The 24570-nt window shown below is 71.7% G+C and carries 22 protein-coding genes and 1 pseudogene; 18 read left to right on the top strand and 5 right to left on the bottom strand.

Features of this window, described 5'->3' with window-relative positions; genetic code table 11:
- Window positions 1-29: 29 nt before the first annotated feature.
- The 3 genes from ffh (at window position 30) to ftsH (ending at window position 4251) form a co-directional block, all read left to right on the top strand.
- Entirely contained in the window at window positions 30-1589 is a 1560-nt protein-coding gene (ffh, locus tag IH61_RS0121270; protein WP_031072135.1) for a signal recognition particle protein, read from the top strand.
- Window positions 1590-1672: 83 nt separating this feature from the next.
- On the top strand, window positions 1673-2215 hold the full coding sequence (locus tag IH61_RS0121265) for a GNAT family N-acetyltransferase (RefSeq protein ID WP_031072133.1): 543 nt from the start codon (window positions 1673-1675) through the stop codon (window positions 2213-2215).
- Window positions 2216-2319: 104 nt separating this feature from the next.
- Window positions 2320-4251 (top strand): ATP-dependent zinc metalloprotease FtsH, encoded by a 1932-nt coding sequence (gene ftsH / locus IH61_RS0121260; protein ID WP_031072131.1) that lies wholly within the window; start codon window positions 2320-2322, stop codon window positions 4249-4251.
- A gap of 70 nt (window positions 4252-4321) precedes the next feature.
- On the opposite strand, the gene IH61_RS0121255 is transcribed toward ftsH, so the two are convergent.
- The gene (locus IH61_RS0121255; RefSeq protein ID WP_078911285.1) at window positions 4322-5182 is read right to left on the bottom strand and encodes a class I SAM-dependent methyltransferase; all 861 of its coding nucleotides are present in this window, start codon (window positions 5180-5182) and stop codon (window positions 4322-4324) included.
- A gap of 187 nt (window positions 5183-5369) precedes the next feature.
- Here IH61_RS0121255 and proS point away from each other — a divergent pair, with 187 nt between their 5' ends.
- From proS to IH61_RS41175, 15 genes and pseudogenes are all read left to right on the top strand, one after another.
- Window positions 5370-6782, top strand: coding sequence for a proline--tRNA ligase (proS, locus tag IH61_RS0121250; RefSeq protein ID WP_031072127.1), 1413 nt, complete (start codon window positions 5370-5372; stop codon window positions 6780-6782).
- Between the two features lie 397 nt (window positions 6783-7179).
- The gene (locus IH61_RS0121245; RefSeq protein ID WP_031072125.1) at window positions 7180-7758 is read left to right on the top strand and encodes a hypothetical protein; all 579 of its coding nucleotides are present in this window, start codon (window positions 7180-7182) and stop codon (window positions 7756-7758) included.
- Window positions 7759-8096: 338 nt separating this feature from the next.
- Entirely contained in the window at window positions 8097-8525 is a 429-nt protein-coding gene (gene rpsP / locus IH61_RS0121240; protein WP_031072123.1) for a 30S ribosomal protein S16, read from the top strand.
- A gap of 2 nt (window positions 8526-8527) precedes the next feature.
- The gene (locus IH61_RS0121235) at window positions 8528-8767 is read left to right on the top strand and encodes an RNA-binding protein (RefSeq protein WP_031072120.1); all 240 of its coding nucleotides are present in this window, start codon (window positions 8528-8530) and stop codon (window positions 8765-8767) included.
- Window positions 8768-8929: 162 nt separating this feature from the next.
- A complete protein-coding gene (gene rimM, locus IH61_RS0121230) occupies window positions 8930-9532 on the top strand; it encodes a ribosome maturation factor RimM (protein ID WP_031072117.1) in 603 nt (200 codons plus the stop codon).
- A gap of 50 nt (window positions 9533-9582) precedes the next feature.
- Window positions 9583-10401, top strand: a complete 819-nt coding sequence (trmD, locus tag IH61_RS0121225; RefSeq protein WP_031072116.1) for a tRNA (guanosine(37)-N1)-methyltransferase TrmD — start codon at window positions 9583-9585, stop codon at window positions 10399-10401.
- A gap of 154 nt (window positions 10402-10555) precedes the next feature.
- Window positions 10556-10906 carry a 50S ribosomal protein L19 gene (gene rplS / locus IH61_RS0121220; protein WP_031072113.1) on the top strand — a complete coding sequence of 117 codons (351 nt, stop codon included), beginning with the start codon at window positions 10556-10558 and terminating at the stop codon, window positions 10904-10906.
- Window positions 10907-11172: 266 nt separating this feature from the next.
- Complete coding sequence (gene lepB, locus IH61_RS0121215; protein WP_234327275.1) at window positions 11173-11889, top strand: signal peptidase I; 717 nt, start codon at window positions 11173-11175, stop codon at window positions 11887-11889.
- Window positions 11873-12823: a signal peptidase I gene (gene lepB, locus IH61_RS0121210; RefSeq protein ID WP_078911284.1), complete on the top strand. Its 951-nt coding sequence runs from the start codon at window positions 11873-11875 to the stop codon at window positions 12821-12823. Before lepB (IH61_RS0121215) ends, lepB (IH61_RS0121210) begins: the two co-directional genes overlap by 17 nt.
- 239 nt (window positions 12824-13062) lie before the next feature.
- On the top strand, window positions 13063-14106 hold the full coding sequence (lepB, locus tag IH61_RS0121205; RefSeq protein ID WP_031072107.1) for a signal peptidase I: 1044 nt from the start codon (window positions 13063-13065) through the stop codon (window positions 14104-14106).
- A 154-nt stretch (window positions 14107-14260) separates the two neighbouring features.
- A complete protein-coding gene (gene lepB / locus IH61_RS0121200; RefSeq protein WP_234327274.1) occupies window positions 14261-15013 on the top strand; it encodes a signal peptidase I in 753 nt (250 codons plus the stop codon).
- Between the two features lie 154 nt (window positions 15014-15167).
- Entirely contained in the window at window positions 15168-15641 is a 474-nt protein-coding gene (locus IH61_RS0121195; protein ID WP_031072103.1) for an NUDIX hydrolase, read from the top strand.
- Between the two features lie 56 nt (window positions 15642-15697).
- Complete coding sequence (locus IH61_RS0121190; RefSeq protein ID WP_030056781.1) at window positions 15698-16024, top strand: DUF2469 domain-containing protein; 327 nt, start codon at window positions 15698-15700, stop codon at window positions 16022-16024.
- A 177-nt stretch (window positions 16025-16201) separates the two neighbouring features.
- Complete coding sequence (locus IH61_RS0121185) at window positions 16202-16699, top strand: YraN family protein (protein WP_420713989.1); 498 nt, start codon at window positions 16202-16204, stop codon at window positions 16697-16699.
- Between the two features lies 1 nt (window position 16700).
- A pseudogene (locus IH61_RS41175) lies at window positions 16701-17801 on the top strand (YifB family Mg chelatase-like AAA ATPase); the annotation flags it as partial.
- 30 nt (window positions 17802-17831) lie between these two features.
- Here IH61_RS41175 and IH61_RS46105 read toward each other — a convergent pair.
- The 4 genes from IH61_RS46105 to IH61_RS0121160 are packed head-to-tail and all read right to left on the bottom strand — an operon-like array spanning window position 17832 to window position 24563.
- Window positions 17832-18242, bottom strand: coding sequence for a hypothetical protein (locus IH61_RS46105; RefSeq protein ID WP_107057196.1), 411 nt, complete (start codon window positions 18240-18242; stop codon window positions 17832-17834).
- Entirely contained in the window at window positions 18239-20362 is a 2124-nt protein-coding gene (locus IH61_RS0121170; protein WP_031072098.1) for a hypothetical protein, read from the bottom strand. Before IH61_RS0121170 ends, IH61_RS46105 begins: the two co-directional genes overlap by 4 nt.
- Window positions 20359-23181, bottom strand: a complete 2823-nt coding sequence (locus tag IH61_RS0121165) for a hypothetical protein (RefSeq protein ID WP_031072096.1) — start codon at window positions 23179-23181, stop codon at window positions 20359-20361. The genes IH61_RS0121170 and IH61_RS0121165 overlap by 4 nt, the downstream gene beginning before the upstream one ends.
- Window positions 23178-24563 carry a site-specific integrase gene (locus IH61_RS0121160; protein ID WP_051837598.1) on the bottom strand — a complete coding sequence of 462 codons (1386 nt, stop codon included), beginning with the start codon at window positions 24561-24563 and terminating at the stop codon, window positions 23178-23180. Before IH61_RS0121160 ends, IH61_RS0121165 begins: the two co-directional genes overlap by 4 nt.
- Window positions 24564-24570 lie beyond the last annotated feature (7 nt).

Below are 24570 nucleotides of genomic sequence, written 5' to 3'. Positions count from 1 at the left end.
TACCGATGCCGCAGAGGACCCGCGACGACGTGTTCGACACCCTTTCCGATCGCCTCGCAGCGACGTTCAAGAACCTCCGTGGCAAGGGCCGCCTCAGCGAGGCGGACATCGATGCCACCGCCCGCGAGATCCGCATCGCGCTGCTGGAGGCGGACGTCGCGCTGCCGGTCGTCCGGGCCTTCATCAAGCAGGTCAAGGACCGGGCGCTCGGTGTCGAGGTCTCGGGCGCGCTGAACCCGGCGCAGCAGATCATCAAGATCGTCAACGAGGAGCTCATCGCGATCCTCGGCGGCGAGACCCGCCGGGTGCGGTTCGCGAAGAACGGCCCGACGGTCATCATGCTGGCCGGTCTGCAGGGTGCCGGTAAGACCACCCTCGCGGGCAAGCTCGGCCACTGGCTCAAGTCCCAGAAGCACACCCCGCTGCTGGTCGCCTGCGACCTCCAGCGCCCCAACGCCGTCAACCAGCTCCAGGTGGTCGCCGAGCGCGCCGGCGTGGCCTTCTACGGCCCGCAGCCGGGCAACGGCGTCGGCGACCCGGTGCAGGTGGCGAAGGACTCGATCGAGTACGCCAAGCAGAAGCAGTACGACGTCGTCGTCGTCGACACCGCCGGCCGCCTCGGCATCGACGCCGAGCTGATGCAGCAGGCCGCCGACATCCGCGCCGCGGTGAACCCGGACGAGGTCCTGTTCGTCGTCGACGCGATGGTCGGCCAGGACGCGGTCACCACCGCGCAGGCGTTCCTCGACGGCGTCGACTTCACCGGTGTCGTGCTCTCCAAGCTCGACGGCGACGCCCGCGGCGGTGCCGCCCTGTCGGTCGCGCACGTCACCGGCCGGCAGATCATGTTCGCCTCCAACGGCGAGAAGGTCGACGACTTCGACGCCTTCCACCCCGACCGGATGGCCTCGCGCATCCTCGGCATGGGTGACGTCCTCTCGCTGATCGAGAAGGCCGAGCAGACCTTCTCCCAGGCCGAGGCCGAGAAGATCGCGGCCAAGCTGCGCGGCGGCCCGAAGCAGTTCACCCTGGACGACTTCCTGTCGCAGCTCGAGCAGGTCCAGAAGATGGGCTCGATCTCCAAGCTGCTCGGCATGCTGCCCGGCATGGGCCAGATCCGGGACCAGATCAACAACATCGACGACAAGGACGTCAACCGCGTCGGCGCGATCATCAAGTCGATGACCCCGACCGAGCGCGCCGAGCCGGAGCTGATCAACGGCTCCCGCCGGGCCCGCATCGCCAAGGGTTCAGGCGTCCAGGTCGGCGAGGTGAAGAACCTGGTCGAGCGGTTCTTCGACGCCCGCAAGATGATGTCCGCGATGGCCTCCGGCAAGGGCGTGCCCGGCATGCCGGGCATCCCCGGCATGGGCGGCGGGGGGAAGAAGTCCGGCAAGAAGGCGCCGCAGGCCAAGGGCAAGCGCAAGAGCGGCAACCCGCTCAAGCGGGCGCAGGAGGAGGCCGCGGCCGCGCAGCGCCGGGCGCTCGGCCCCGGCGGCCAGGAGGCCGACGGCGGCGCGTTCGGGCTCGGTGCGGGCAAGGGCCCGGCCGACTTCGAGCTGCCCAAGGAGTTCAAGGACCTGCTGTAGGCCACGGCCTGGTCCCCGCGTGACCCGTGTGGCCCGTCGTCCGGGCGCCAGTCGATCGGTACTGGGGGCGACGGGCCACCGGCATGTCCCATGATGGGGGCGTGCGAGTGATGATCAGGGCCCCCAGGGCCGAGGACGAGGTCGTGTACGCCGAGGCGGTCCGCAGGTCCGCCGACCACATCGGGCGGTGGAACCCCGTCGAGCCGGACGGGCTGCCCGACCTGATGAAGCGCCAGGGGTCGGGCCTGCGCACCTACCTGATCATCGACCGGGACACCGGCGGACTGGTCGGCAAGGTGAACGTCGCCAACATCGTGATGGGCCGGTTCTGCAACGCCACGCTCGGCTACGACGCGTACCTGCCCTTCGCCGGCACCGGGCGGATGACCGAGGGCCTGCGCCTGGTCGTCGACCGCTGCTTCGCCCCCGACTCCGCCGGCGGGCTGGGCCTGCACCGGCTGGAGATCAACGTGCAGCCGGAGAACGAGCGCTCCATCGCCATGGCCAGGCGGCTGGGCTTCCGGCACGAGGGCTTCACCCCGCGGATGCTCTTCCTCCAGGGCGACTGGCGCGACCACGAGCGGTACGCGCTCACCGCCGAGGAGTGGCCCGGCGCCGTCGCCTGAGGCCGCGTCGCCGCTGGTCGGAGGGGGCGCCACCGGCCCGTACGGCCGCTCGGGCGCGGCGTTGCGATTGGCCCGCCCGAGCGCCTGTCCGTATCGTCCGGGGGGTGACCGAACCCGTGCCGCCCCGTCAGACCCCGGACCAGCCCTGGCGGTCCGAGGGCGCCCCGCCCCCGCCGCCGCCCCGCCGCCGGATGCCCGGCGGCTGGGCGGGTCTCGTCCTCACCGCCCTCGTGGTCTTCCTGATCTCCGACCTGCTGCTGTCCTTCTTCGGCAACCAGGGCGCGACCACGATCAGCTACACCGAGTTCAACAACCAGCTGAACAAGGGCAACATCACCAAGATCTACGCCAAGGGCGACGCGATCGAGGGCACCCTCAAGTCCGCCCAGCCCAAACCTGACGGCGGCAAGGGCAACTACACCGAGTTCGACACCCAGCGCCCCTCCTTCGCGGGCGACAACCTCTGGACCACCCTCCAGGAGAAGGGCGTCGAGGTCACCGCCACCTCGCCGGTGCAGCAGCGCAGCTTCCTGACGAACCTGCTGCTCTCACTCGCCCCGATGCTGCTGCTGATCTTCATCTGGGTGCTGCTCGCCCGCCGGATGGCCGGGGGGCTCGGCGGCGGGCCCCTGGGCCGCAAGGCCCCGCCCAAGCCCGTCACCGCCGACCAGGGCAGGCGCACCACCTTCGCCGACGTCGCCGGCATCGACGAGGTCGAGGCCGAACTCACCGAGGTCGTCGACTACTTGAAGAACCCCGAGCGCTACCGCAGGCTCGGCGCCAAGATGCCGCGCGGCGTGCTGCTCAGCGGCCCGCCCGGAACGGGCAAGACCCTGCTCGCCCGGGCCGTGGCCGGGGAGGCGAACGTGCCGTTCTTCTCCGCCTCCGCCTCCGAGTTCATCGAGATGATCGTCGGCGTCGGCGCCAGCCGGGTGCGCGAGCTCTTCGCCGAGGCCCGCAAGGTCGCCCCGGCGATCATCTTCATCGACGAGATCGACACCATCGGCCGCCAGCGCGGCGCCGGCGGCGGCATGGGCGGGCACGACGAGCGCGAGCAGACGCTCAACCAGATCCTCACCGAGATGGACGGCTTCAGCGGCTCCGAGGGCGTCATCGTCATCGCCGCCACCAACCGGGCCGACGTGCTCGACCCGGCGCTGCTGCGCCCCGGCCGCTTCGACCGGCGGATCACCGTCAGCCCGCCCGACCGCGAGGGCCGCGCCGCGATCCTGCGCATCCACACCAGGTCCGTCCCGCTGGCCGGGAGCGCCGACCTCACCCAGCTGGCCAAGGTCACCCCCGGGATGACCGGCGCCGAGCTCGCCAACCTCGTCAACGAGGCCGCCCTGCTGGCCGTCAAGCGGGACCAGGACGCCGTCAACGAGCGGGACCTCTCGGACGCCCTGGAGAAGGTCCAACTGGGCGCCGTACGGCCGCTGGTGATGCCGCAGGAGGAGCGCGAGCGCACGGCCTACCACGAGAGCGGGCACGCCCTGCTGGGCATGCTCCAGCCCGGCGCCGACCCCGTCCGCAAGATCACCATCGTGCCGCGCGGCCGCGCCCTCGGCGTGACCCTCTCCACCCCGGAGAACGACCGCTACTCGTACACCGAGCCCTACCTGCGCGGCCGGATCATCGGCGCGCTCGGCGGCATGGCGGCCGAGCAGGTGGTCTACGGGGTGATCACCACGGGCGCCGAGAGCGACCTGGAGCAGGTCACCAACATCGCCCGGGGCATGGCCGGGCGCTGGGGCATGAGCGAGCGCGTCGGGCGGCTCACGGCGGTGCCCAGCGACCCGCAGGGCGCGTACGGGCTCTCGGCCGCGCCGACCACCCTGGACGCGGTGGACGAGGAGGCCCGGCGGATCGTCGCCGAGTGCTACGACGAGGCGGTGCGGCTGCTGACCGAGGAGCGGCCCCGGCTGGACGCGCTGGCGGCGGCGCTGCTGGAGGCGGAGACGCTGGGCGAGGCGGAGGCGTACCGGGCGGCCGGGGTGCCGCGCGAGACGGAGGACGAGGACCGGCCGCAGGCGTGAACCGTACGGCCGGGGGCGCTCGCCATGGTGGCGGGCGCCCCCGGTTTTCCGTTCGGAGGCTTTCGTCGGCTCAGCGGTCCCCTGCGGCTCGGCGATCCCCTGCGGTTCGGCGGGGACGCTCGGCGATCACGTAGCGGAAGACGTTCTCCATCCGCACCGAGCCGTCCGGCCGCAGGAACGGCTGCAGCGCCACCTCCAGCTCCTTGGCCACCAGCGAGGCGCCCGAGAACTCCTCCGCCGCCTCGAACAGGCCCGTGGAGAGCAGCCCCCGCACCGCGCTGTCCAGGTCCGGATAGGCGAACGGGCAGGACACCCGGCCGCTGCCCGCCGGGCGCAGGCCCGCCGGGGCGAGCAGGTCCTCCAGCACGCCGGGAGCGCTCGTCTCGAAGGGGTCGCGTGCGCCCGTGCGCCCCGCCATCCGGCGCGCCACGTCCAGCACGGGGGCGCTCTCGCAGCGCTCCGGCGGTCCCCAGACGGCCAGCACCACGTGCCCGCCCGGCAGCGTCAGCCGGGCCGCCTCGGCCACCACCGGGCCCGGATCGGCGCAGCCCGGCAGCTGCTCGAAGACCGTCACCACCGAATGGGCCGACCGGGTGGCGGCGGCGGTCGTACGGGCCCCGGCGCAGACCCGCAGCCGGCGGCCGTGGGCCAGGGCGCGCAGGTCGTCCCCGGGCTCCTGCCCGGCCACCTGGGCGCCGCGCCCGGCCGCGAGCAGCAGGGCCAGCCCGGACCGGCACCCCAGGCCCAGCACGCTGCTCGCCGGGCCGACCTCCAGCCGGTCGTGGACCGCCTCGTAGAGCGGCACCAGCATGCGTTCCTGGATCTCCGCCCAGTCGCGCGCCCGCGCGGGTCCGGCGGCCGCAGGCTGCGGGTGGTGCGCCCGTGCGCCTGCGGGTCGTACGGTCGTGCCGGTCGTGCGAGCTGAAGCCATCGCGGCCTCCCATCCGGTCCTTCGGTGTGCTGCTACGGCTCCCCCAAAGTCCCGCCCCACTCCAGCGAACAGCGGGTTGGGCCCGGCGTCCAGAGGGGTGCGGGGTGGTGCGCGCGTGTCGCGGTCGTGCGCCCCCTCGGTGAAACGGATTCGAAGTCGGGGCGCCGCCCCCCGTACCATTCCGCCCATGGCTAAGGCACCCGTTCTCACCCCCCAGGCGGAAGACTTCCCGCGCTGGTACCAGGACCTCATCAACAAGGCCGAGCTGGCCGACAACGGTCCGGTGCGCGGCACCATGGTCATCCGACCGTACGGCTACGGCCTGTGGGAGCGGATGCAGCAGGAGATGGACGCCCGCATCAAGAAGGCCGGCGCGCAGAACGCCTACTTCCCGATGTTCATCCCGCAGTCCTACCTGACCAGGGAGGCCGAGCACGTCGAGGGCTTCGCGCCCGAGCTCGCGGTGGTCACCCACGGCGGCGGCAAGCAGCTCGAGGAGCCGGTCGTCGTCCGGCCCACCTCCGAGACGATCATCAACGAGTACTTCTCCAAGTGGGTGCAGAGCCACCGGGACCTGCCCCTGCTGATCAACCAGTGGGCCAACGTGGTCCGCTGGGAGCTGCGCCCGCGCGTCTTCCTGCGCACCACCGAGTTCCTCTGGCAGGAGGGCCACACGGCCCACGCCACGTACGAGGACGCCCGCGACTACGCCTCGATGATCCACACCCAGGTCTACGGCGACTTCATGACCAACGTGCTCGGCATCGACGTCGTGCTTGGCCGCAAGACCGCCAAGGAGCGCTTCGCCGGCGCCATCAACACCCTCACCCTCGAGGGCATGATGGGCGACGGCAAGGCGCTGCAGATGGGCACCAGCCACGAGCTGGGCCAGAACTTCGCCAAGGCGTTCAACACCACCTACCAGCTGCAGGGTGCCGAGCGCGAGTACGTCTGGCAGACCTCCTGGGGCGTCTCGACCCGCATGGTCGGCGGCCTGATCATGTCCCACGGCGACGACAACGGCCTGCGGGTGCCCCCGCGCCTGGCCGCCGTCCAGGCCGTGGTGCTCGCCATCAAGGGCGACGACGCGGTGATCGCCAAGGTCCGCGAGATCGGCGCGAAGCTGGAGGCCGCCGGCGTCCGCGTGGTGGTCGACGACCGCACCGACACCCCGTTCGGCCGCCGGGCCGTGGACTGGGAGCTCAAGGGCGTTCCGGTGCGCATCGAGGTCGGCCCGCGCGACCTCGAGAACGGCACCGCGATGCTGGCGCGCCGCATCCCCGGCGGCAAGGAGCCCGTCTCCATCGACGGGCTGGCCGAGCTGCTGCCGGGCATCCTGGAGGAGGACCAGGCGCTGCTGCTGCGCCAGTCGCGCGAGCGCCGCGAGGCCCGTACGGTCGACGTCAAGACCCTCGACGAGGCCGTGGAGGCCGCCGCCACCGGCTGGGGCCGCATCTCCTGGGCCGACCTCGGCGCGGAGGGCGAGGCCAAGCTCTCCGAGCAGGGCGTCACGGTGCGCTGCATCGTCGCCGCGGACGGTTCCGTGCCGGCCACGGACGACCAGGAGGGCAACATCGCGATCGTCGCGCGTGCGTACTGATGACGGCGCGCCGCTTCCGACGACCGATTACGGCGATATTCGCCCGGAATGCGGTCGGGTAAGAATCCGGTAACTCTTCCCGATCGCGTTGACCGCGGACATACCTACTGGCCGGTCAACTCCCGGCATTAACGGAATAGCGGTACGGTGTACGGCCCGTGGCCCTGTCAACTCGACAGAGGCCGCGGGCCGTACGTCCTGGGGGCGACAGCCCGTTCCCGGACGGAATTCACCAGGCCCGGCGTCCAGTGCGGGCCGAAACCGGCAGGGGGTTGGTCTTGCGTCAGATCCGGAACGCGCAATTCGCGCGCGGCCTTGCATTCCTGGGAGTTCCCTGGGAATTCCCGAAGGACGGGAACATGCGGAACATCGGCTCGCACTCCATCGTTGGTCTAGCGTGAGCACGACACAGCCCCTCGTTCTCGCGGCCGAACTGGCCGCCGCCTGGAGCGACATCCAGGCCCATCACCGGGATCTCCCCGACCTGGCCTCTCCCGAGGCCCTGATCGGCGAATCCTCCTCGGCCTGTGGAACACGGCTCGGTTTCGAGCGCCTGCTCCACGAGGCTGCCCACGGTCTGGCCGCGGCCCGGGACATCCGGGACACCTCGCGGGCCGGCCGCTACCACAACCGGCGCTTCCTGATGCTCGCTTCCGAGCTGGGCCTGGCGCACCCGGTCGAACCGCACGCCAGCAGCGGCTTCTCCCAGGTGACCATGCTCAAGGAGACCCAGGAACGCTACGCCGGCACCATCGAGCGTCTGGACCGCGCCCTCGGCGCGCACCAGGAAGCGGTGGCCGGCGAGGGCGGGACGCGGGCCTTCCGCGGACCGGCCGCCCGGCACGGCTCCTCCGGGGGCGGCGTCCGGGTCAAGGCGGTGTGCGGGTGCGGGCGCAACGTGCGCGTCGTGCCGTCGGTGCTCGCGCAGGCGTCCATCGTCTGCGGCGCGTGCCAGCAGCCGTTCAAGATCGCGTGACCCCGGGGCGGAACCGGTCGGCGGCCGTGCGGGCGGCCTCGGTCGAGCGGTGCCCCGAAACGTCCGGCGCGTGAGGCGTCCGGCGCGAGCAGTGCAACGACAACGGTGAGTCTGCGGGCGGACCGGGAGCGGGGGCTCCCGGTCGAGCCTGGCCAGGCCCGTGAGCAGCCGGGTGAAGTCGGCCCCCGGCGCTGTGGCACAATGGACAGCTGAGTACTCGGCAGCCGAGCAGGACCCCTCTCTCCTACGGCTGGCGTGTCCCTTGAACGGTCTGCCCCGCAACCCCACGCGGACGGCGAGGCCGCTCACCCACGTCAACACCTGGAGAATCCACTCCCGTGGCAGTCAAGATCAAGCTGAAGCGTCTCGGCAAGATTCGCTCCCCGCACTACCGCATCGTCGTCGCCGACTCGCGCACCAAGCGTGACGGTCGCGCGATCGAGGAGATCGGCATCTACCAGCCGACCTACAACCCCTCGAAGATCGAGGTCGACAGCGACCGCGCCCAGTACTGGCTGTCCGTCGGCGCCCAGCCGACCGAGCCGGTGCTCGCCATCCTCAAGCTGACCGGCGACTGGCAGAAGTACAAGGGCCTGCCGGCCCCGGCCCCGCTGCTCGTCGCCGAGCCCAAGGTCGAGGACTTCTCGCACCTGTTCGCGAAGGCCGTCGCCGGCTTCGAGGACGCCACCACCGGTGTCGCCATCACCCCGAAGGCCAAGAAGTCGGACAAGGCCGAGGCCGAGGCCGACGCCACCGCCGAGGTCTGAGCGTGATCGAGGACGCCCTCGACCACCTGGTGAAGGGCATCGTCGAGCACCCCGACGAGGTGCAGGTGCGCTCGCGCAACCTGCGTCGGGGCAACACCATCGAGGTGCGAGTGCACCCCGATGACCTCGGCAAGGTGATCGGCCGGGGCGGCCGCACGGCGCGCGCTCTGCGCACCGTGGTCGGCGCCCTCGGCGGTCGCAACGTCCGGGTCGACCTGGTCGACGCGGACAACATTCGCTGACGCTGCCGCTCGTGCAGCCGTCAGGGGCTTGAGGCCGGCCGGGACGCATGTCGTCCCGGTCGGCCTTTTTCGGCATTCGTACAGGTAGTACGTGCAGGTAGTGCAGGTAACGCAGGTAGTGCGGCCAGTACAGGCACCAGGAACTCCAGGAGAACGATCACCGTGCAGCTCGTCGTCGGCAAGATCGGCCGTGCCCACGGCATCAGGGGGGACGTCAGCGTCGAGGTCCGCACCGACGAGCCGGAGCTCCGGCTCGGCCCCGGTGCCGTCGTCATGACCGACCCGGCGTCGGTCGGGCCGCTGACCGTCGAGTCCGGCCGGGTGCACAGCGGGCGGCTGCTGCTGCGCTTCGCCGGCGTCAAGGACCGCAACGCGGCGGAGGCGCTGCGGGGCACCCTGCTCATCTCCGAGGTCGACCCGGAGGAGCGCCCGGACGACCCGGAGGAGTACTACGACCATCAGCTCATCGGCCTGGACGTGGTGCTGCAGGACGGCACCCTCGTGGGCGAGCTGACCGAGGTCGTCCACCTGCCCTACCAGGACCTGCTCACCGTGGAGAAGGCGGACGGGACGGAGGTGCTGGTGCCCTTCGTCACCCAGATCGTGCCGATCATCGACCTGGAGAACCAGCGCGCCGTGATCACACCGCCGGCCGGGCTGATCGATCCGGAGTCGGCCGAGGTCGCCGGCTCGCGGGACGCCGACGGGCAGGACGGCGCCTCGGAGGACGCTGTCTCGCAGGACGCTTCGGAGGAGTCCGAGTGAGCGTCGAGGAGACCGTGGGGGAGCAGCCGCAGTCCGCCGTCCAGTCGGGCATGCGGATCGACGTCGTCACGATCTTCCCCGAGTACCTGGAGCCGCTGGACGTCTCGCTGGTCGGCAAGGCCCGCGCCCGCGGCCAGCTGGACGTGCACGTCCACGACCTGCGCGAGTGGACCCACGACGTGCACCGCACCGTCGACGACAGCCCGTACGGCGGCGGCCCCGGCATGGTGATGAAGCCCGAGCCGTGGGGCGAGGCCCTGGACGCGGTGCTCGCCGGCGGCCCCGAGGGCGAGGTGCCCACCCTGGTCGTGCCCACCCCGAGCGGGCGGCCGTTCACCCAGGAGCTGGCCCAGGAGCTGGCCGGTCGCCCCTGGCTGGCGTTCACCCCGGCCCGGTACGAGGGCATCGACCGGCGGGTCATCGAGGAGGCGGCCACCCGGATGCCGGTGGTCGAGGCGTCGATCGGCGACTACGTGCTGGCCGGCGGCGAGGTCGCCGTGCTGGTGATGGTCGAGGCGATCGCCCGGCTGCTGCCCGGCGTGCTCGGCAACGCCGAGTCCCACCGCGACGACTCCTTCGCGCCCGGCGCGATGGCCGACCTGCTGGAGGGCCCGGTCTACACCAAGCCCGCCGAGTGGCGCGGGCGGACGGTGCCGGACGTGCTGCTCAGCGGCAACCACGGCCGGATCGCCCGCTGGCGGCGCGAGCAGGCGTTCGCCCGCACCCTGGCCAACCGCCCCGACCTGGTCGAGCGCTGGCAGTACGGCTCCTTCGACAAGAAGGAGCGCGAGGCGCTCAGCGTGCTCGGACTGGCCTGGGACGAGGAGCTGGGCCGATTTCGGTCCGCGGCCGGTGCTGTGGAACAATAGGCAGCTGCTGTCTGTCGCTGGGCCCCTCGCGTAGGGGCTACGTGGACCGGCGCCCCCGCCACGGGGGGATCGCCGCCAGCCGATGCGACCCGCAGCAGACCCCATTGCGACGAACTTCCGTGGGCGGCCCGTGGCGCCTGCGATGGAGAGCACCATGAGCAACAAGCTCGCTGCTGTCGACGCGGCCTCGCTGCGCACCGACATTCCGGCCTTCCGCGCCGGTGACACCCTGAAGGTCCACGTCCGGGTCATCGAGGGCAACCGCTCCCGTGTCCAGGTCTTCCAGGGCGTCGTCATCCGCCGCCACGGCGCCGGCATCGGTGAGACCTTCACCGTTCGCAAGGTCAGCTTCAACGTCGGCGTGGAGCGCACCTTCCCGGTGCACACCCCGGTCGTCGAGAAGATCGAGGTCGTGACCCGCGGTGCGGTTCGCCGCGCCAAGCTGTACTACCTGCGTGACCTGCGCGGCAAGGCCGCGAAGATCAAGGAGAAGCGCGACGCGTGATCTCCCGGCCCCGGTTCGTCCGGGGATCGGAGCGATCGGGCGGCGGGGCCACCGCAAGGTAAGCTCAGCCCCCGATGAGCACGCACGAGCCACCCGCGGACCGCGACGGCACTCCAGCACCCACCGGTGCGGAGCCGCTGTCGCGGTCCGCGGTCGTTTCGCCTCCGGAGGCCGGGGGCGTTGGGAGCGCTGGGAGTGCCGAAGGCTCCGGGATCTCGGAGAGCCCGGAGAGCCCGGAGAGCGCTGAGGTTGCCGAGGCTGCTGAGGTGGCCGGGGCTTCCGAGGAGGAGCCCGAGGAGGCTCCCGGCCGCTCGCGCGGGTGGGACCTGCTGATGCTGGCCGGGATCTGCCTGCTGGCCCTGCTGCTCGTCAACGCCTTCGTCGCGCGCCCGTACTCGGTGCCCTCCGGTTCCATGGAGGAGGGCCTGCGCCCCGGCGACCGGATCGTCGCCAACCAGCTCGCCTACGCCTTCGGCGACCACCCCGAGCGGGGGGACGTCGTCGTCTTCGACGGCACCGGCTCCTTCATCCGGGAGCCCGAGGAGCCGCCCGGCGCCATGGACGAACTCCGCTCGCTGGGGCGGGACCTGGGGATCGTCCCGGCCGGGAACACGGTCTACGTCAAGCGCGTGATCGGCGTCGGCGGGGACCGGGTGACGTGCAAGGGCCCGGGCCTGCCGATCACCGTCAACGGCGTGCCGCTGGACGAGTCCTCGTACCTGACCCCCGGCGACGCCCCGTCCGCCGTCGCCTTCGACGTGCTGGTACCGAGCGGGGAGCTGTGGGTGATGGGGGACCACCGCAGCGCCTCCCGCGACTCGCGCGACCACCTCGGCCAGCCCGGCGGCGGCTTCGTGCCCGAGGACAAGGTGGTCGGCCGGGCCGACTGGGTCGTCTACCCGTTCTCCCGCTGGACGAGCCTGGACCGCCCCGCCGCCTTCGCCGCGATCGCGGGGACGGGTGGTCATGGGGAGCAGAGGTAGAGGACGCCTGGCCGACCGGCCCGCAGGGGGCCGGGGTGAGCAGGGTGACGAACGGCGCGGGCGCAGCGCCGAGGACCAGGCCGCGCCCGTACGGGGCAGGGCCGAGCGCCGTCGCAGCGCCCGCCGGGCCGCACGGCGCCGCAGGCGCTCGCTGGTGCGCGAGTTCCCGCTGATCATCCTGGTGGCCCTGGTGGTGGCGCTGGTGATGAAGACCTTCATGATCCAGGTGTTCGTGATCCCCTCCGGCTCGATGGAGCAGACCATCCAGGTCGGGGACCGGGTGCTGGTGGACAAGTTCACCCCCTGGTTCGGGGCCGAGCCGCAGCGCGGCGACGTGGTGGTGTTCAAGGACCCGGGCGGCTGGCTGGAGGAGGACCGCAGGCCCTCCCACGACGGCGCGCTGATGGCGGGCACCAAGGAGGCCCTCGCCTACGTCGGGCTGATGCCCTCCGCCGGCGAGCAGGACCTGATCAAGCGTGTGATCGGCGTCGGCGGGGACACCGTGGAGTGCTGCGACGCGCAGGGGCGGCTGAGCGTCAACGGCACGCCGGTGCACGAGACGTACCTCGCCGCCGGGAACCCGCCCTCCCGGCAGCCGTTCAAGGTGAAGGTGCCGCAGGGGCGGCTCTGGGTCATGGGCGACCACCGGGACGTCTCCGCCGACTCCCGTTTCCACATGGGCAATCCGGGCCAGGGGACCATCCCGCTGAGCGGCGTGGTCGGACGCGCGTTCGCGATCACCTGGCCGCTGGATCGGTTGCATCAACTCGATGAACCGGGTTCACTCTCCTCTCTTGCGCGGACTTCGCAGGCCCGCGGAACTGGGCCGGAATCGATGGCCGTTGGACCGCTTCCGATGGAACCTCCGCTCGTTATGGGGGTGTTGGGCATCCTTCCGCTCGTCGTACGGCGGCCGCGCAGGCCCCCGGAGTGAGCCGCGCCGGCGGCGGGGCGTCCGGACGGCGCGTGTGGGAACGCGAGTCGGTTGCCTCGGAGTGATAGAGAAGTGCAGGTGCGGCCGGAGGTACCGGCCGTACGACCGGGCCGTGTTGGTGTCGGGGGAGCCTGTCGTGGGCAGCCCTGAGGCGTTCATGGCCATGGCGAGCGTGGTGCCCGCTGTGCGGCACTGTGAGAGCGGGCGCGCGGGCGTCCGCACAGCTGGGAGGAGACGTTGTGGGGGATGTGGTGATCGGCGCCCGATCAGGCGCCGGCGAGCCGGAGGGCTCCGGCCGCCGGGCGGCCCGGTCCGCCGAGTCCGCTGCGCCCTCGGCCGCGGCCGAGGACCAGGCGGCCCAGACCGCGGACGAGCACGGCGAGCACGGCGAGCACGGTGACGGCGCGGAGGGCTCCCGGGAGCACCCCGAACCGGCGGCCGCGCCCGCGGGTGACTCGGGATCCGGCTCCGACCCGGAACCGGAGGAGGCGGCCAAGCCGCGCAAGCCGCGTTCCTTCTGGAAGGAACTGCCGATCCTGGTCGGCATCGCACTGGTCCTCGCACTGGTGATCAAGACCTTCTTCGTCCAGGCGTTCTCCATTCCGTCAGAGTCGATGCAGAACACGCTCCAGGTCGGGGACCGCGTCCTGGTGGACAAGCTCACCCCCTGGTTCGGGGCCGAGCCCGAGCGCGGAGAGGTCGTGGTGTTCCACGACCCGGGCGGCTGGCTGGGCGACGAGCCGGCCCAGCAGAGCGACAACTCCTTCGTCCGGGGCGTCCAGGACGTGCTGAGCTTCGTCGGCCTGATGCCGTCCGCCAACGAGAAGGACCTCATCAAGCGCGTCGTCGCCGTCGGCGGGGACACCGTGGAGTGCGACGGCAACGGGCCGCTGAAGGTCAACGGAGTGGCGCTCGACGAGCCGTACGTCTTCCAGGGCAACCCCGCCTGCGGGACGATGCCGTTCCCGCCGGTGAAGGTGCCCAAGGGTCGGATCTGGGTGATGGGCGACCACCGCTCCAACTCGCTCGACTCCCGCTACCACCAGGACCAGCCCGGCGGCGGGACCGTTCCCGTGGACAACGTGATCGGGCGCGCCTTCGTGGTGGCCTGGCCCGTCTCCCACTGGTCGACGCTCCCGGTGCCGGACACCTTCGACCAGAAGGGCCTGGCGGCGGCGACCGGCCCGGCCGCGCCCCCGGCTCTCGCCACGGTGGGCGCGATCGCGCTGGTCCCGCTGGTGCGTCGGACCCGGGCGCGGGCGCAGCGCCGCAAGGAGTCCTGAGGCCGGACCCGGGGTCGAATGGGTTCTCCCCGGCTCTTGCGCGGGCCGTGGTACCGACGAGTAATCTGCTCGGACGTGCCACGGCCCGCCGGCTTCTCCGTCCGTGCCCCCGGCGCGCCAGTGGGGTTCTCCGGTCGGTCAGAGGTGGGTGTCGATGAGCAGTGTCGTGGACCAGACGGCCGACGACCGCCCCGAGGCGCCCGCCCGTTCGCCCCGCCGGGCGTGGGCGGTGCTCCAGGGCGTGGCGATCGCGCTCGGGCTGGTGCTGATGATCGGCGGCTTCGCCCTGATCGCGGTGGACTACCGGCCGTACGACATCCCCACCGCCTCGATGCACCCGACCCTGCGGATCGGGGACACCGTGCTCGGCCGCAAGGTCGGCGGCGGCGAGGTCGGCCGGGGTGACGTGGTGGTCTTCCGGGACCAGGCGTGGGCCGGCGGCCAGCTCATGGTCAAGCGCGTCGTCGCCGTCGGCGGCGACACCGTGGCCGTCACCAGGGAGGACAACCGGCTGACCGTCAACGGCAAGCCGGTGGACGAGCCCTACCTGGCCGAGCAGGCTCCCAAGGGCGACTCCTTCAGCGTCACGGTGCCCCAGGGGCGGCTGTTCCTGCTCGGTGACAACCGGGAGGGCTCGCTCGACTCCCGCACCCACATGGACGTGGACGGCGGGACCGTCCCGGCCGACGGGGTGGAGGCCAGGGTCGAGGCCACCGTGATGCCCTTCGGCCGCACGGCGCTGCTGCGCCGCACCACCGCCTTCGACGGCCTCGCGGGCCCGAGCGCCGGCGCGCCCGGGCCGCTGGAGCCCGCCGCGTACGCGACCGTCGGCGGAGCGGCGCTGATCGTCCTGACCTGCGCGGCGGGCGGGGTGGCGGGCCTGGCCCGCCGGCTGCGGCGCTCCTGACCACGGTGCTCCTGACCGGGGCACCCCTGACGGCGGCGCCCCCGATCGGGCCCGCCGCTCCGGCCGCTGTGGCGAACATCGCCCCGCGGGCACCCGCCGGGTGGCAGGATCGTGAGCGCCGCCCACGCGGACGGAAGGAGCGTGCAGGGACGCCATGACGGCACGACGGCGGAAGGCCGCGCGGATCTTGCTGCTCGACGGGCAGGACCGCATCCTGCTCTTCCTGGGGCAGGACCCGGCGGAGCCCGACGAGACGTGGTGGTTCACGCCCGGCGGCGGCTTGGAGCCCGGGGAGGGCTTCCGGGAGGCCGCCGAGCGGGAGCTCGTCGAGGAGACGGGCTTGCGGGGAGTGGCCTTCGGGCCCTTGGTGGCGTACGGCACGGTGTCGTTCTCCTATCAGGGGCAGCGGTACGAACAGGAACAGTGGTTCCACCTGGCCCGGACGGCGCGGACGGAGCTGGACCACTCGGGCATGACCGAGGACGAGCACGCCGTTCTGCTCGGCGCGCGCTGGTGGACGGTCGACGAGCTCAGGGCGACCGCCGAGACGGTCTATCCGGCCGGACTGGCGGACTTCCTGGCCCGGCTGCTGGCCGAGGGCCCGCCGGTCGATCCGGTACGGCTCTGAGCGTGGGTGCGTTGGTCCACAATGGGTGGACGTTGACGAGTTGAGGGGACGCCTGGATGAGTGCCGAAGATCTCGAGAAGTACGAGACCGAGATGGAGCTCAAGCTTTACCGGGAGTACCGGGACGTCGTCGGCCTGTTCAAGTACGTGATCGAGACCGAGCGACGGTTCTACCTCACCAACGACTACGAGCTGCAGGTGCACTCGGTCCAGGGCGAGGTGTTCTTCGAGGTGTCGATGGCGGATGCGTGGGTCTGGGACATGTACCGGCCTGCCCGGTTCGTCCGCAAGGTCCGGGTGCTGACCTTCAAGGACGTGAACATCGAGGAACTCGCGAAGAGCGACCTGGAGCTGCCCTCGGACGAGTCCGGCTTCGGGAACTGACGCCGCCGACGTTGAACCACATCCGGCCGCGTTGTCCAGCGGAATTCGGCCTCTGGAGGGCCTGTCACCCCTGAGGGTGAATAGCAATATCAACGCGCCCGAGTTATCCACAGGGAAGCGGTAATTCCCTGCTCCGGCGCGCACCACGGTGCAGCCTCCTCCGCGGAGGTGGTCACCGTGCAGAACACCATCGAGAAGACCGCAGACACCGCAGACACCGCGGACACCACAGACGCCGTCCGGACCGGCGTCTCCAACACCCTCGCGCTCGGCCGCTACGGGGAGCGGGTCGCAGCCCGCCGCCTCACCGAGGACGGGCTGCGCATCCTGGACCGCAACTGGCGCTGCGCCGAGGGCGAGCTGGACATCGTCGCCCTCGACGGCGACACCGTCGCGGTCTGCGAGGTGAAGACCCGCTCCGAGCGGGGCTTCCAACAGCCGGGCGAGGCCATCGACCGGGCCAAGGCCGCCCGGCTGCGCCGCCTGGCCGAGCGCTGGCTCGCCGAACGCTGGCCTGGGCACTTCGCCCGGCTGGCCGGGCCCGGGTACGACCCCGGGCCGGCCGACCCGCGGTGGCCGCCCGCCCCGCCCGGGGGCGTGCGGATCGACCTGGTGGCGGTCGTCAACAGGGCGCGGGGTGCCGCCCTGGTCGACCACCTGCGGGGGGTGGTCTGAGATGGCCTTCGCCCGCACGTGTTCCGTCGCGCTCGTCGGCGTCGACGGGGTGATCGTCGAGGTCCAGGCCGATCTGGAGCCCGGGGTGGCCGCGTTCACCCTGGTCGGCCTGCCCGACAAGGCGCTGACCGAGGCCCGGGACAGGGTTCGGGCGGCGATCTGCAACAGCGGCGAAGCCTGGCCGCAGCGCAAGCTGACGGTCGGCCTCAGCCCCGCCTCGGTGCCCAAGAGCGGCAGCGGCTTCGACCTCGCGGTGGCCTGCGCCGTGCTGGCCGCCGCCGAGCGGCTCGACCCGTCCGCGATCGCCGAACTGCTGCTCATCGGCGAGCTGGGGCTGGACGGCCGGGTCCGGCCCGTCCGAGGAGTGCTGCCCTCGGTGCTGGCCGCCGCCGAGGCCGGATACGAGCGGGTCGTGGTCGCCGAGCAGACCGCGCCCGAAGCCTCGCTCGTCCCCGGGATCACCGTCGTCGGCGTCCGCAGCCTGCGCGAACTGGTGGCCGTGCTCAGCGGCACGCCCGTACCGGAGGAGCCGCCCGACCCGGTCGGCCGGGGCCGGCCGGACCCGCTGATGGCCGGCCTGATGCTGCCCAGCGCCGGCGTGCGGGGCCTGCGCGAGGAACGCGCCCGCCTCGACATGGCCGACGTGGCGGGCCAGTACGAGGCCAGACGCGCGCTGGAGATCGCCGCCGCCGGCGGTCACCACCTCTACCTCAAGGGCCCGCCGGGCGCGGGCAAGACCATGCTGGCGGAGCGGCTGCCCGCGCTGCTCCCGCCGCTGACCCAGAAGGAGGCCCTGGAGGTCACCGCCGTGCACTCGGTGGCCGGACTGCTCCCGGTCGGGCGCCCGCTGATCGACACCGCGCCCTACTGCGCCCCGCACCACTCCACGACGATGCCCGCGATCGTCGGCGGCGGCAGCGGCCTGCCGAGACCGGGCGCGGTCTCGCTGGCCCACCGGGGCGTCCTCTTCCTGGACGAGGCGCCCGAGTTCCCCGTCCGAGTGCTCGACGCCCTGCGCCAGCCGCTGGAGTCGGGCGAGGTGGTGATCGCCCGTTCGGCCGGATCGCTCAGGCTCCCGGCCCGCTTCCTGCTCTGCCTGGCTTATGCGAGTGCGGACAAGTCCATCACCCTTTCAGGTGGTCGTTGGCCGCCGCGTACGGCGGCTGGCGAGCGTGGTCACGCCGGCTTTCTGGTGCGCCTGACTGCGTGACTCTTCGTAGTCGAGGGTCAGCTGGCGGAGCGCCTCGGCGTACACAGCGACGGTCCGGCGAAGCTGGGTGTTCTCCCGGCGGAGGTCGGTGATGATCTCGTTCGGGGTCTTGCGCGGTTCGCGGTCCGGCTCGGTCGCAGGGGCCTGGTCGTGGAGCTCCTGCTTGAACCAGTCGATGAGGTGGGGGAAGTTCCGGTAGAACGTGGCGTGTTTGACGCCCAGGCGCCGCTCGACCGCTGAGACGGTCGGGCGGCGTCCGGCTTCCCGGGCCTCCCTGAGCACGATGTTCATGGCGGTGCGGACTGCGTCTTCGGTGAGCGTCGGCTGGGTCACTGGGTCTCCTCCTTGGCGCTGGGGGTGTCGTTGTCGGCGAGGAACTGCGCGATGTCGTCCCGCTGCTGTGTGAGGCGGGCGCGTGGGTACGGGGCGAGCGCCGTGGCGTTGGCCAGGGTGGTCTCCAGGTGCCCGAGCCAGGTGGTGAAGGCGGCCCTGTTGTCATTGGTGAGGGCAACGTTGCGGCACTTCAGCGGCTGGCAGTCGGATAGGGAGGGGCCGGAGCCGGCGGCCTCGCGGCGGCACAGCGCACGGTCGGGGTTGTAGACGCAGGTGACGAACTCGCCGGGGTAGACGTGCGGGTCGTTGCGGCGCATGAACCTGTCCAGGCGCTTGCGGTCGGTGATGACCTTGCCGAGGAACTCCACTTCGCCCTCCATGGCGGCGAGACGGGACTCGGCCTCCTCGGCCGCAGGGCCGGTGAGCCGTTGCGGGGCCGGGTTGAGGATCATGTCGCCGAGTTTCTCGCCGCGGGCGATGGCCGCCTCGGCTTCGACCTCGGGCCGGAACCCGGAGGCGGAGGTGCCGGCGTATCCCTCGAACATCTGGATGGAGTGGTGGCGGTACTGGATGGCGCCGGCGATCGAGCCGCCCGGCTGCCGGGCGATTGACCAGGCGAGGGTGCGGCGGAACTGGCGGTTCTCCAGCTGCCAGGTGCGACCGTTGACCTGCGGGATGCCATCGGTGCGGCCGTGCTCCTGGCAGTAGCCGTTGATCCACTTCATGAAGCTGGTCATGGCCTTGACCGTGGTGGAGCTGGTCTGGACTGAGCCTGCCCGGGTCCGGCGGTGGAAACGGGAGGTCGGCGGCAGGGCAAAAAGGAGGTCGATGTCCGGGGCTTGGAGCGCCTCCAGCACGTGGACCGCCTTGGCGGCGGCGGCGTTGACGACCCAGGTGGCTTCGACGCCTTCGGGGCTGACCTCGTCCTTGAACGCCCGGCTGGTGATCTTGTGGCGGACGGGGCGGCCCTCGTCGTCACACCAGATGGTCAGGCAGCCCCGCCTCATGTGCTTGACCTCGCTGTCGCGCATGCCGGAGAGGTAGGCGATCACGATGTAGCAGGCCGCCTGGAGGAGCCGGACGTACTCGGTGATGTCGTCCCAGCGCACTGCCGGCAGCCAGGGCTTGCCATCAAGCAGGCCCTGGACCTCAGCCCAGCAGTAGGCGTCGTCCACGCCGAGCTCTGCAGCGACGTCACGGACGAGATCCCGGTAGACGCCCTGCTTCTTGACGCTGCTGACGTGCATGTTCGCCTCGCGGGCCAGGTGCGAGACGTTGGCGTGGAGGTCCAACGCCTTGGGGATCATCTGCAGCACCTGCTGGGTGAGGCGGGGCAACGGGCGCCGTGCCGCGCGGTAGCGGTCCAGGACCGAGGTGAGCCGTTCGAACGGCGTGGTCCCGTCGATGATCCCGTCGGGCGTGTTGGTCTGCGTGTGGGCGTCCAGCCATTCGCGCTGGGCCCGGAGAATGTCGTCGGAGAAGTCCTCGACCCAGCGCAGGGCCCACGTCAGCAGCGGTGACAGGACCTCCTCGGGGATGCGTGCGGTGCGGTTCTCGCCGCTGCGGTTCTGAGAGGGGCGGGTGCCGCCGGCTGGGGAGTCCTCCCAGATGATCTGCGGGTCGCTGGAGAGCGTGTCACCGCTGAGCTTGCTCCGGTACAGCCACAGCGAGCGGGCGGCGGCCCGCTTGGTGGACATGACGCTGGCGGACACGCCGAGGGTGGTGACGTGCTGGTCGTACGCCTCGAAGTCGTCCTGGCCGAGCTCGCTCAGCGTCCGCACGCCGCGTTCGTCGACCCACAGCAGGAACGCCTTGACCCGGCTGAAGAGGCTGTGGACGGTCTGGATGCGCTGTTCGCGTTCGCCGTAGGGGTGGTCGTTGCGAAGCAGTGCGAAGAACAGCTCCTTGGCCGTGATACGGAAGCGCGGCGGCAGCGAGGTGAAGTTCAGCTTCAGCAGCCGCTGGTGGGCCATGTGCAGGGCCGGGCTCAGGTCCCAGATGTCGTCACGGAAGCGGGAGGTGGCGCCCAGGTCGGCGTCGGCGGTCAGGGGGCGGACCGCCAGGACGAGCTCGTCGTCCAGGTGGTGTCCGGCAAGGGCGTGGGCGGTGGCGGTGGTCATCCAAGTTCCTTGGGGCCGTCGAGGAGGTCCAGACCGAGGGTGGCGGGCTTGGCCTTGGCGGCCTCGGCCCGTTCGGCGTCGGTGAACTGCGGGAGGATCAGGCGGGTCAGGGACAGCCAGGTGCGACCGTGCCGGGTGACCCAGGCGTCGATGGGCATGGTCTGGCGGGCACGGTCGAGCTCGTCGACGAGCGCCAGCAGCGCGGGCAGGTGCTGATGGGTGATCAGCGCGTTCGGGCAGCGCAGGCAGGTCAGGAACGACACGTCGCACACGCCGTCGCTGAACGGGCTGTTCAGGATGTCCAGGCACGAGCTGACGACGGTGTTGAGCTCGCCGCCCAGGGCCCGGTGAAGGGTCTCAGGGCTGGTGCCCAGGCTGGCGGCGATCTGCTGCGGGGCCTGGGCGAGCTGATGGGCCGGGGTGATGACGGCGGGGCGGTGACTGCGGGCCTGTTGCTCGGCCTCGTCGATGGCGGTGGTGAGGATTTCGTCGGCCCACTCCCGCACGACGGGGTCGCCCTGCAGGTAGTGGGCGAAGGAGACGTCAAGGGTGTTGGTCCTGGACGCGGAGGGCAGGTGGCCGCCCATCGCCTTGGTGTGCCGCACCTCCACGGTGGTCTTGACCCGGTTGAGGGAGATCGGCAGCGGGTTGCCGCTGTCGTCGGTGAGGCCGTGCCGCTCGGCGAGGCCCTTGAGGTTCATAGTCCGGGAGAGCCGCTGGGCGAAGGCGTCGATATGCCCGACAGCGGCCAGCTTGGTGTCCCAGTTGGCGCCCCGCCGGCCGCTGGTCCCGGCCCAGATCGACCAGAGCCGGGTGGAGCCGGAGAAGCGGCGACTGCGTTCGGTGAGCTGGTGCAGCAGGAGGTAGAAGCCGCCCGGGGTGTGCAACTGGCGGGACGCGCTGCCGCCGGTCTCCCAGTGCACGGTCTCGCGGCTGTTGGTCTTGCCCCGCCGGCGCTTGACGAGGTTCACCGCGACCGCCTGGCCGTCCAGCAGCCGGTGTTCGGCGGGCAGGTCCTTGATGGTCTCGGCGTTCCGGCCGGACAGGCCCGCCGCCAGGACGACCAGCGGGGCGAGGTCGGCCTGGGTGAGGAACAGGTGCCGCGCGAGCCGCAGACGGCCCTCCAGGACCGGCCGGTTCAGATCGGTGCGGACCAGCGGGACGTGGCCGGTGCGGTCCATGGTGTCCAGGTGCGAGGCGAGGGTGTACTCCTCCGGGGTGAGCGTGTCGGGCCGGGTACGGAAGGCGTCCAGCAGACGCTCGCCCTTGCGGATGCGGTCGCGGATGGCCACCACCTCGGTGCGAGCGGCTGCCATGAGCTCCCGGAACTCGCGGTCGGAGTAACCGGGGACCATCGTCTTCTTGTCCCGGAACCCGCGGCCCAGGTCGGGGTGCCCGAGGTAGTCGCGCAGATCCTGCGACAGCACATCGAAGGGGGTGATGTGCCGCAGCAGGAGACGGATCGCCATCTGGTCGTTCATGGCGCCCCGGTTGCCGGTGGTCTGGAGCCGGTGCATGCGGAACCGGTCCAGGTGGCGGACGGTCAGGTCGCCGAGGGTCGCGGGCCGCTGCGGAAGGGTGTCCAGGAAGGCGAGGAACCGCTTGGTGGCGCCGAACGAGTTGTCGGCGCTGGCGACGGTGCGCAACGCGCCGGTTGGCCCGGTGCGGGCCGCGAACGCCGAGACGATCTCCGCGTGGAAGGCGGGCAAGGCCATGCCGGTGAAGTCGAACACCTTGCGGCGGCCGTCCTCGCCGGTGAAAGGCACCGTCAGACCACCGGTGCCTTCCCGCGCGGGGGCATCGGCCTGGTAGGGGCCGGTGGGCATGGCGGAGGTGCGACCCCGGCCCGGACGCGGCGCCGGGAGCATCACCTGGGGCAGGGGAGCCTCGGGCTCGGGTGTCTCAGCGCCGGGGGCGCACAGCGCCTGCTCCAGGTCGAGCCGCAGCTCTTCCGACAGCCGCCCGTAGGGCCGCACGTTGCCCAGCACGTTGCGCAGGGTGTGGGAGTCGAAGTCCGCGTGGCGCTCGATCCGCTGCTGCCGCCATGCGAGCCACAGCGGCTCCAGGTGGGCGGGCAGCACGTCGGCGATGGAGGCCGGCGGCTCCTCCAGGGTCGTGAGGTGGACCAGGAAGCGCCGCACGATGGCCCACAGGTGCTGGGCGGTGCCCATCGCCAGCGGCTGGCCGTTGCGGTACAGCAGCGTGGTGAACGACGGGGCGAGGTCGGCGTGCAGGGCGGGCAGCGGCAGTTCGCGGAAGTCGAACAGCCGCCGCCGGCCGTCGGGTGCGGTGAAGAGGACCCGCAGCGGATCGCCGGCGTCCTCGCCGATCGGGTCGAAGTCTCCGGGGATGCCTTCCCACCTGGCCGCGGTCCGCGAGTAGGACAGGTAGGTCCGCATGGCGTGGGTGAGCTTGTCGACCGGGCTGACGTGCCGCAGCAGCCGGCAGGCGTCCCACAGCCTGCCGTTGCGGGTCTTCACCGTGGTGCTGTCGGCGCGGAAGCCGTGAAAGGCCCGCATGTGCTGGGGGGTGAGGTCCGCGACGCCCACCGGCTCGGGGGTGAGCTCGGACAGGAAGGTCAGGAACAGCCGGACGGAGCCGTAGAAGAAGGTCGCTGTCTTCACCGCGGTGACTTCTCCGGTGGCCAGCCGGGTCTGGAAGGCCGCCGCCACGTCCGAGCGGAGGCCGGGGCACGGGAGGTCGGCGAACGAGAAAGTTGCCTCGGTGCCGTCGGCTCCGACGAAACGCACGTCGAGCGAGGCGGGTCCGGTGAGCTCGGCGAACGCGCCGGCCCGGCGGACGGTGGTGGTCTCGGTCATGCGGGCGTCGCCTCCATGGCGGGATCGTCGAGGTCGGAGGGGTCGGCGACGGGCTCCCAGTCCTGGGGGATGAGCGCCAGGCGGGTCTCCATCTCCAGCTCCTGCAGCGCGTGCAGGTACCGGAGCGTGGTGACGACGCTTCGGTGACCGAGCCTGAGACGGACCCAGTTGAGCGGGTCGCCGAAGACCATCTGGTGGGTGCGGCGCTGGCCGGGGTTCAGGGCGGCCATGTCCTGGATGTGACCGCGCCAGAGCTGTTCGAGCGTGATGACCGCGAAGCTGTGCCGCAGCGCATGGGGGTGGCATCGAAGGTTCAGGCGATGGACTTCGCATCGCCGGTTCGCGGCCTTGAACACCCCTTGCCAGCACGAGCGGGCACTGGGCAGCCCCTGCTCGTTGAGCCACAGCGCGGCGGGCTCCAGGCCGTCGCGGGTCTCGACCAGCAGCCGCAGCCGTTCGGCGTGGCCGAGCCGGTCCACACCGACGCGCTTGCCGTCGATCACGACGAACGGGTCGGAGCGGTCGGTGACGATCAACGGGTCGCGGATGCGGTCGTACAGCCCGGCGTCCTGGGCGGCCTCGACCGCCTCGGCCCGCTCCTCCTCCACGTAGTCCCACGTCGCCTTCAGCGAGGACGACGGCATGTAGATCCACCGGGCGGAGCCGTACTTGGCGATCGCCGCGGGCAGCCAGGTGCGGATGTTGGCCTTGCCCGGCACCTGGTGCGGCAGCTCGAACAGCGACAGCGAGGTCTGCTCGCACAGCCGATTTCCGGTGCGGATCATCAGGTCGGAGTAGGTCGCGTTGCGGGTGGCGAACCGGCCCCGGAAGGAGCGGTCCGGCAGGCCGGCGGGCGTGTAGCCGCGAAGCCCCACGTCCCGCCAGGTGCGGTACATCTCCGGGGGGAGCCAGACGACTTCGTTGCGCGGCCCGGTGTGGGAGGACTCCGCCGGGGTCATGACCGTGGCGCGGTGTCCCTGCGAGGGATGGGCGCGGGCCTCGCGCTGAAGGATCGGGTTCTCGGTCGCGTACGCCCGCCTGGGGTGGACGGCCCAGTTGTAGAAGGCGTTGACGGTGGCCACTTCTCGGTCCCAAGTGGTCCAGTCCACGTGCGGGCCGCGCGGGTCCGCCGTGCGCCACTGCTTGTAGGCGGCCCGGTCCTCCGGTGTCGCTTCCCGCCAGTCCTTCCGGTTCCGGCTGACCCACAGGAAGGTCAGCCACAACTTCAGGTCGGAGGCGACCGCCCGCTGGGTGTCCTCGGGCGAGCCGACCAGCTTGTTGGTGAAGTAGGAGTTCAGCTCGATGTCGTAGCGGTCCGGGGTCTGGGGCCGGGGCAGGTCATGGCGGGTGTGGAACACCCGCCAGGTGAGATCGGTGGTCATGCTTCCC

The organism is Streptomyces sp. NRRL WC-3742 (genome assembly GCF_000720635.1).
Lineage (GTDB): Bacteria > Actinomycetota > Actinomycetes > Streptomycetales > Streptomycetaceae > Kitasatospora.
Note: the sequence above shows the minus strand (reverse complement) of the source record. Positions and strands in the feature narration are given on the sequence as shown.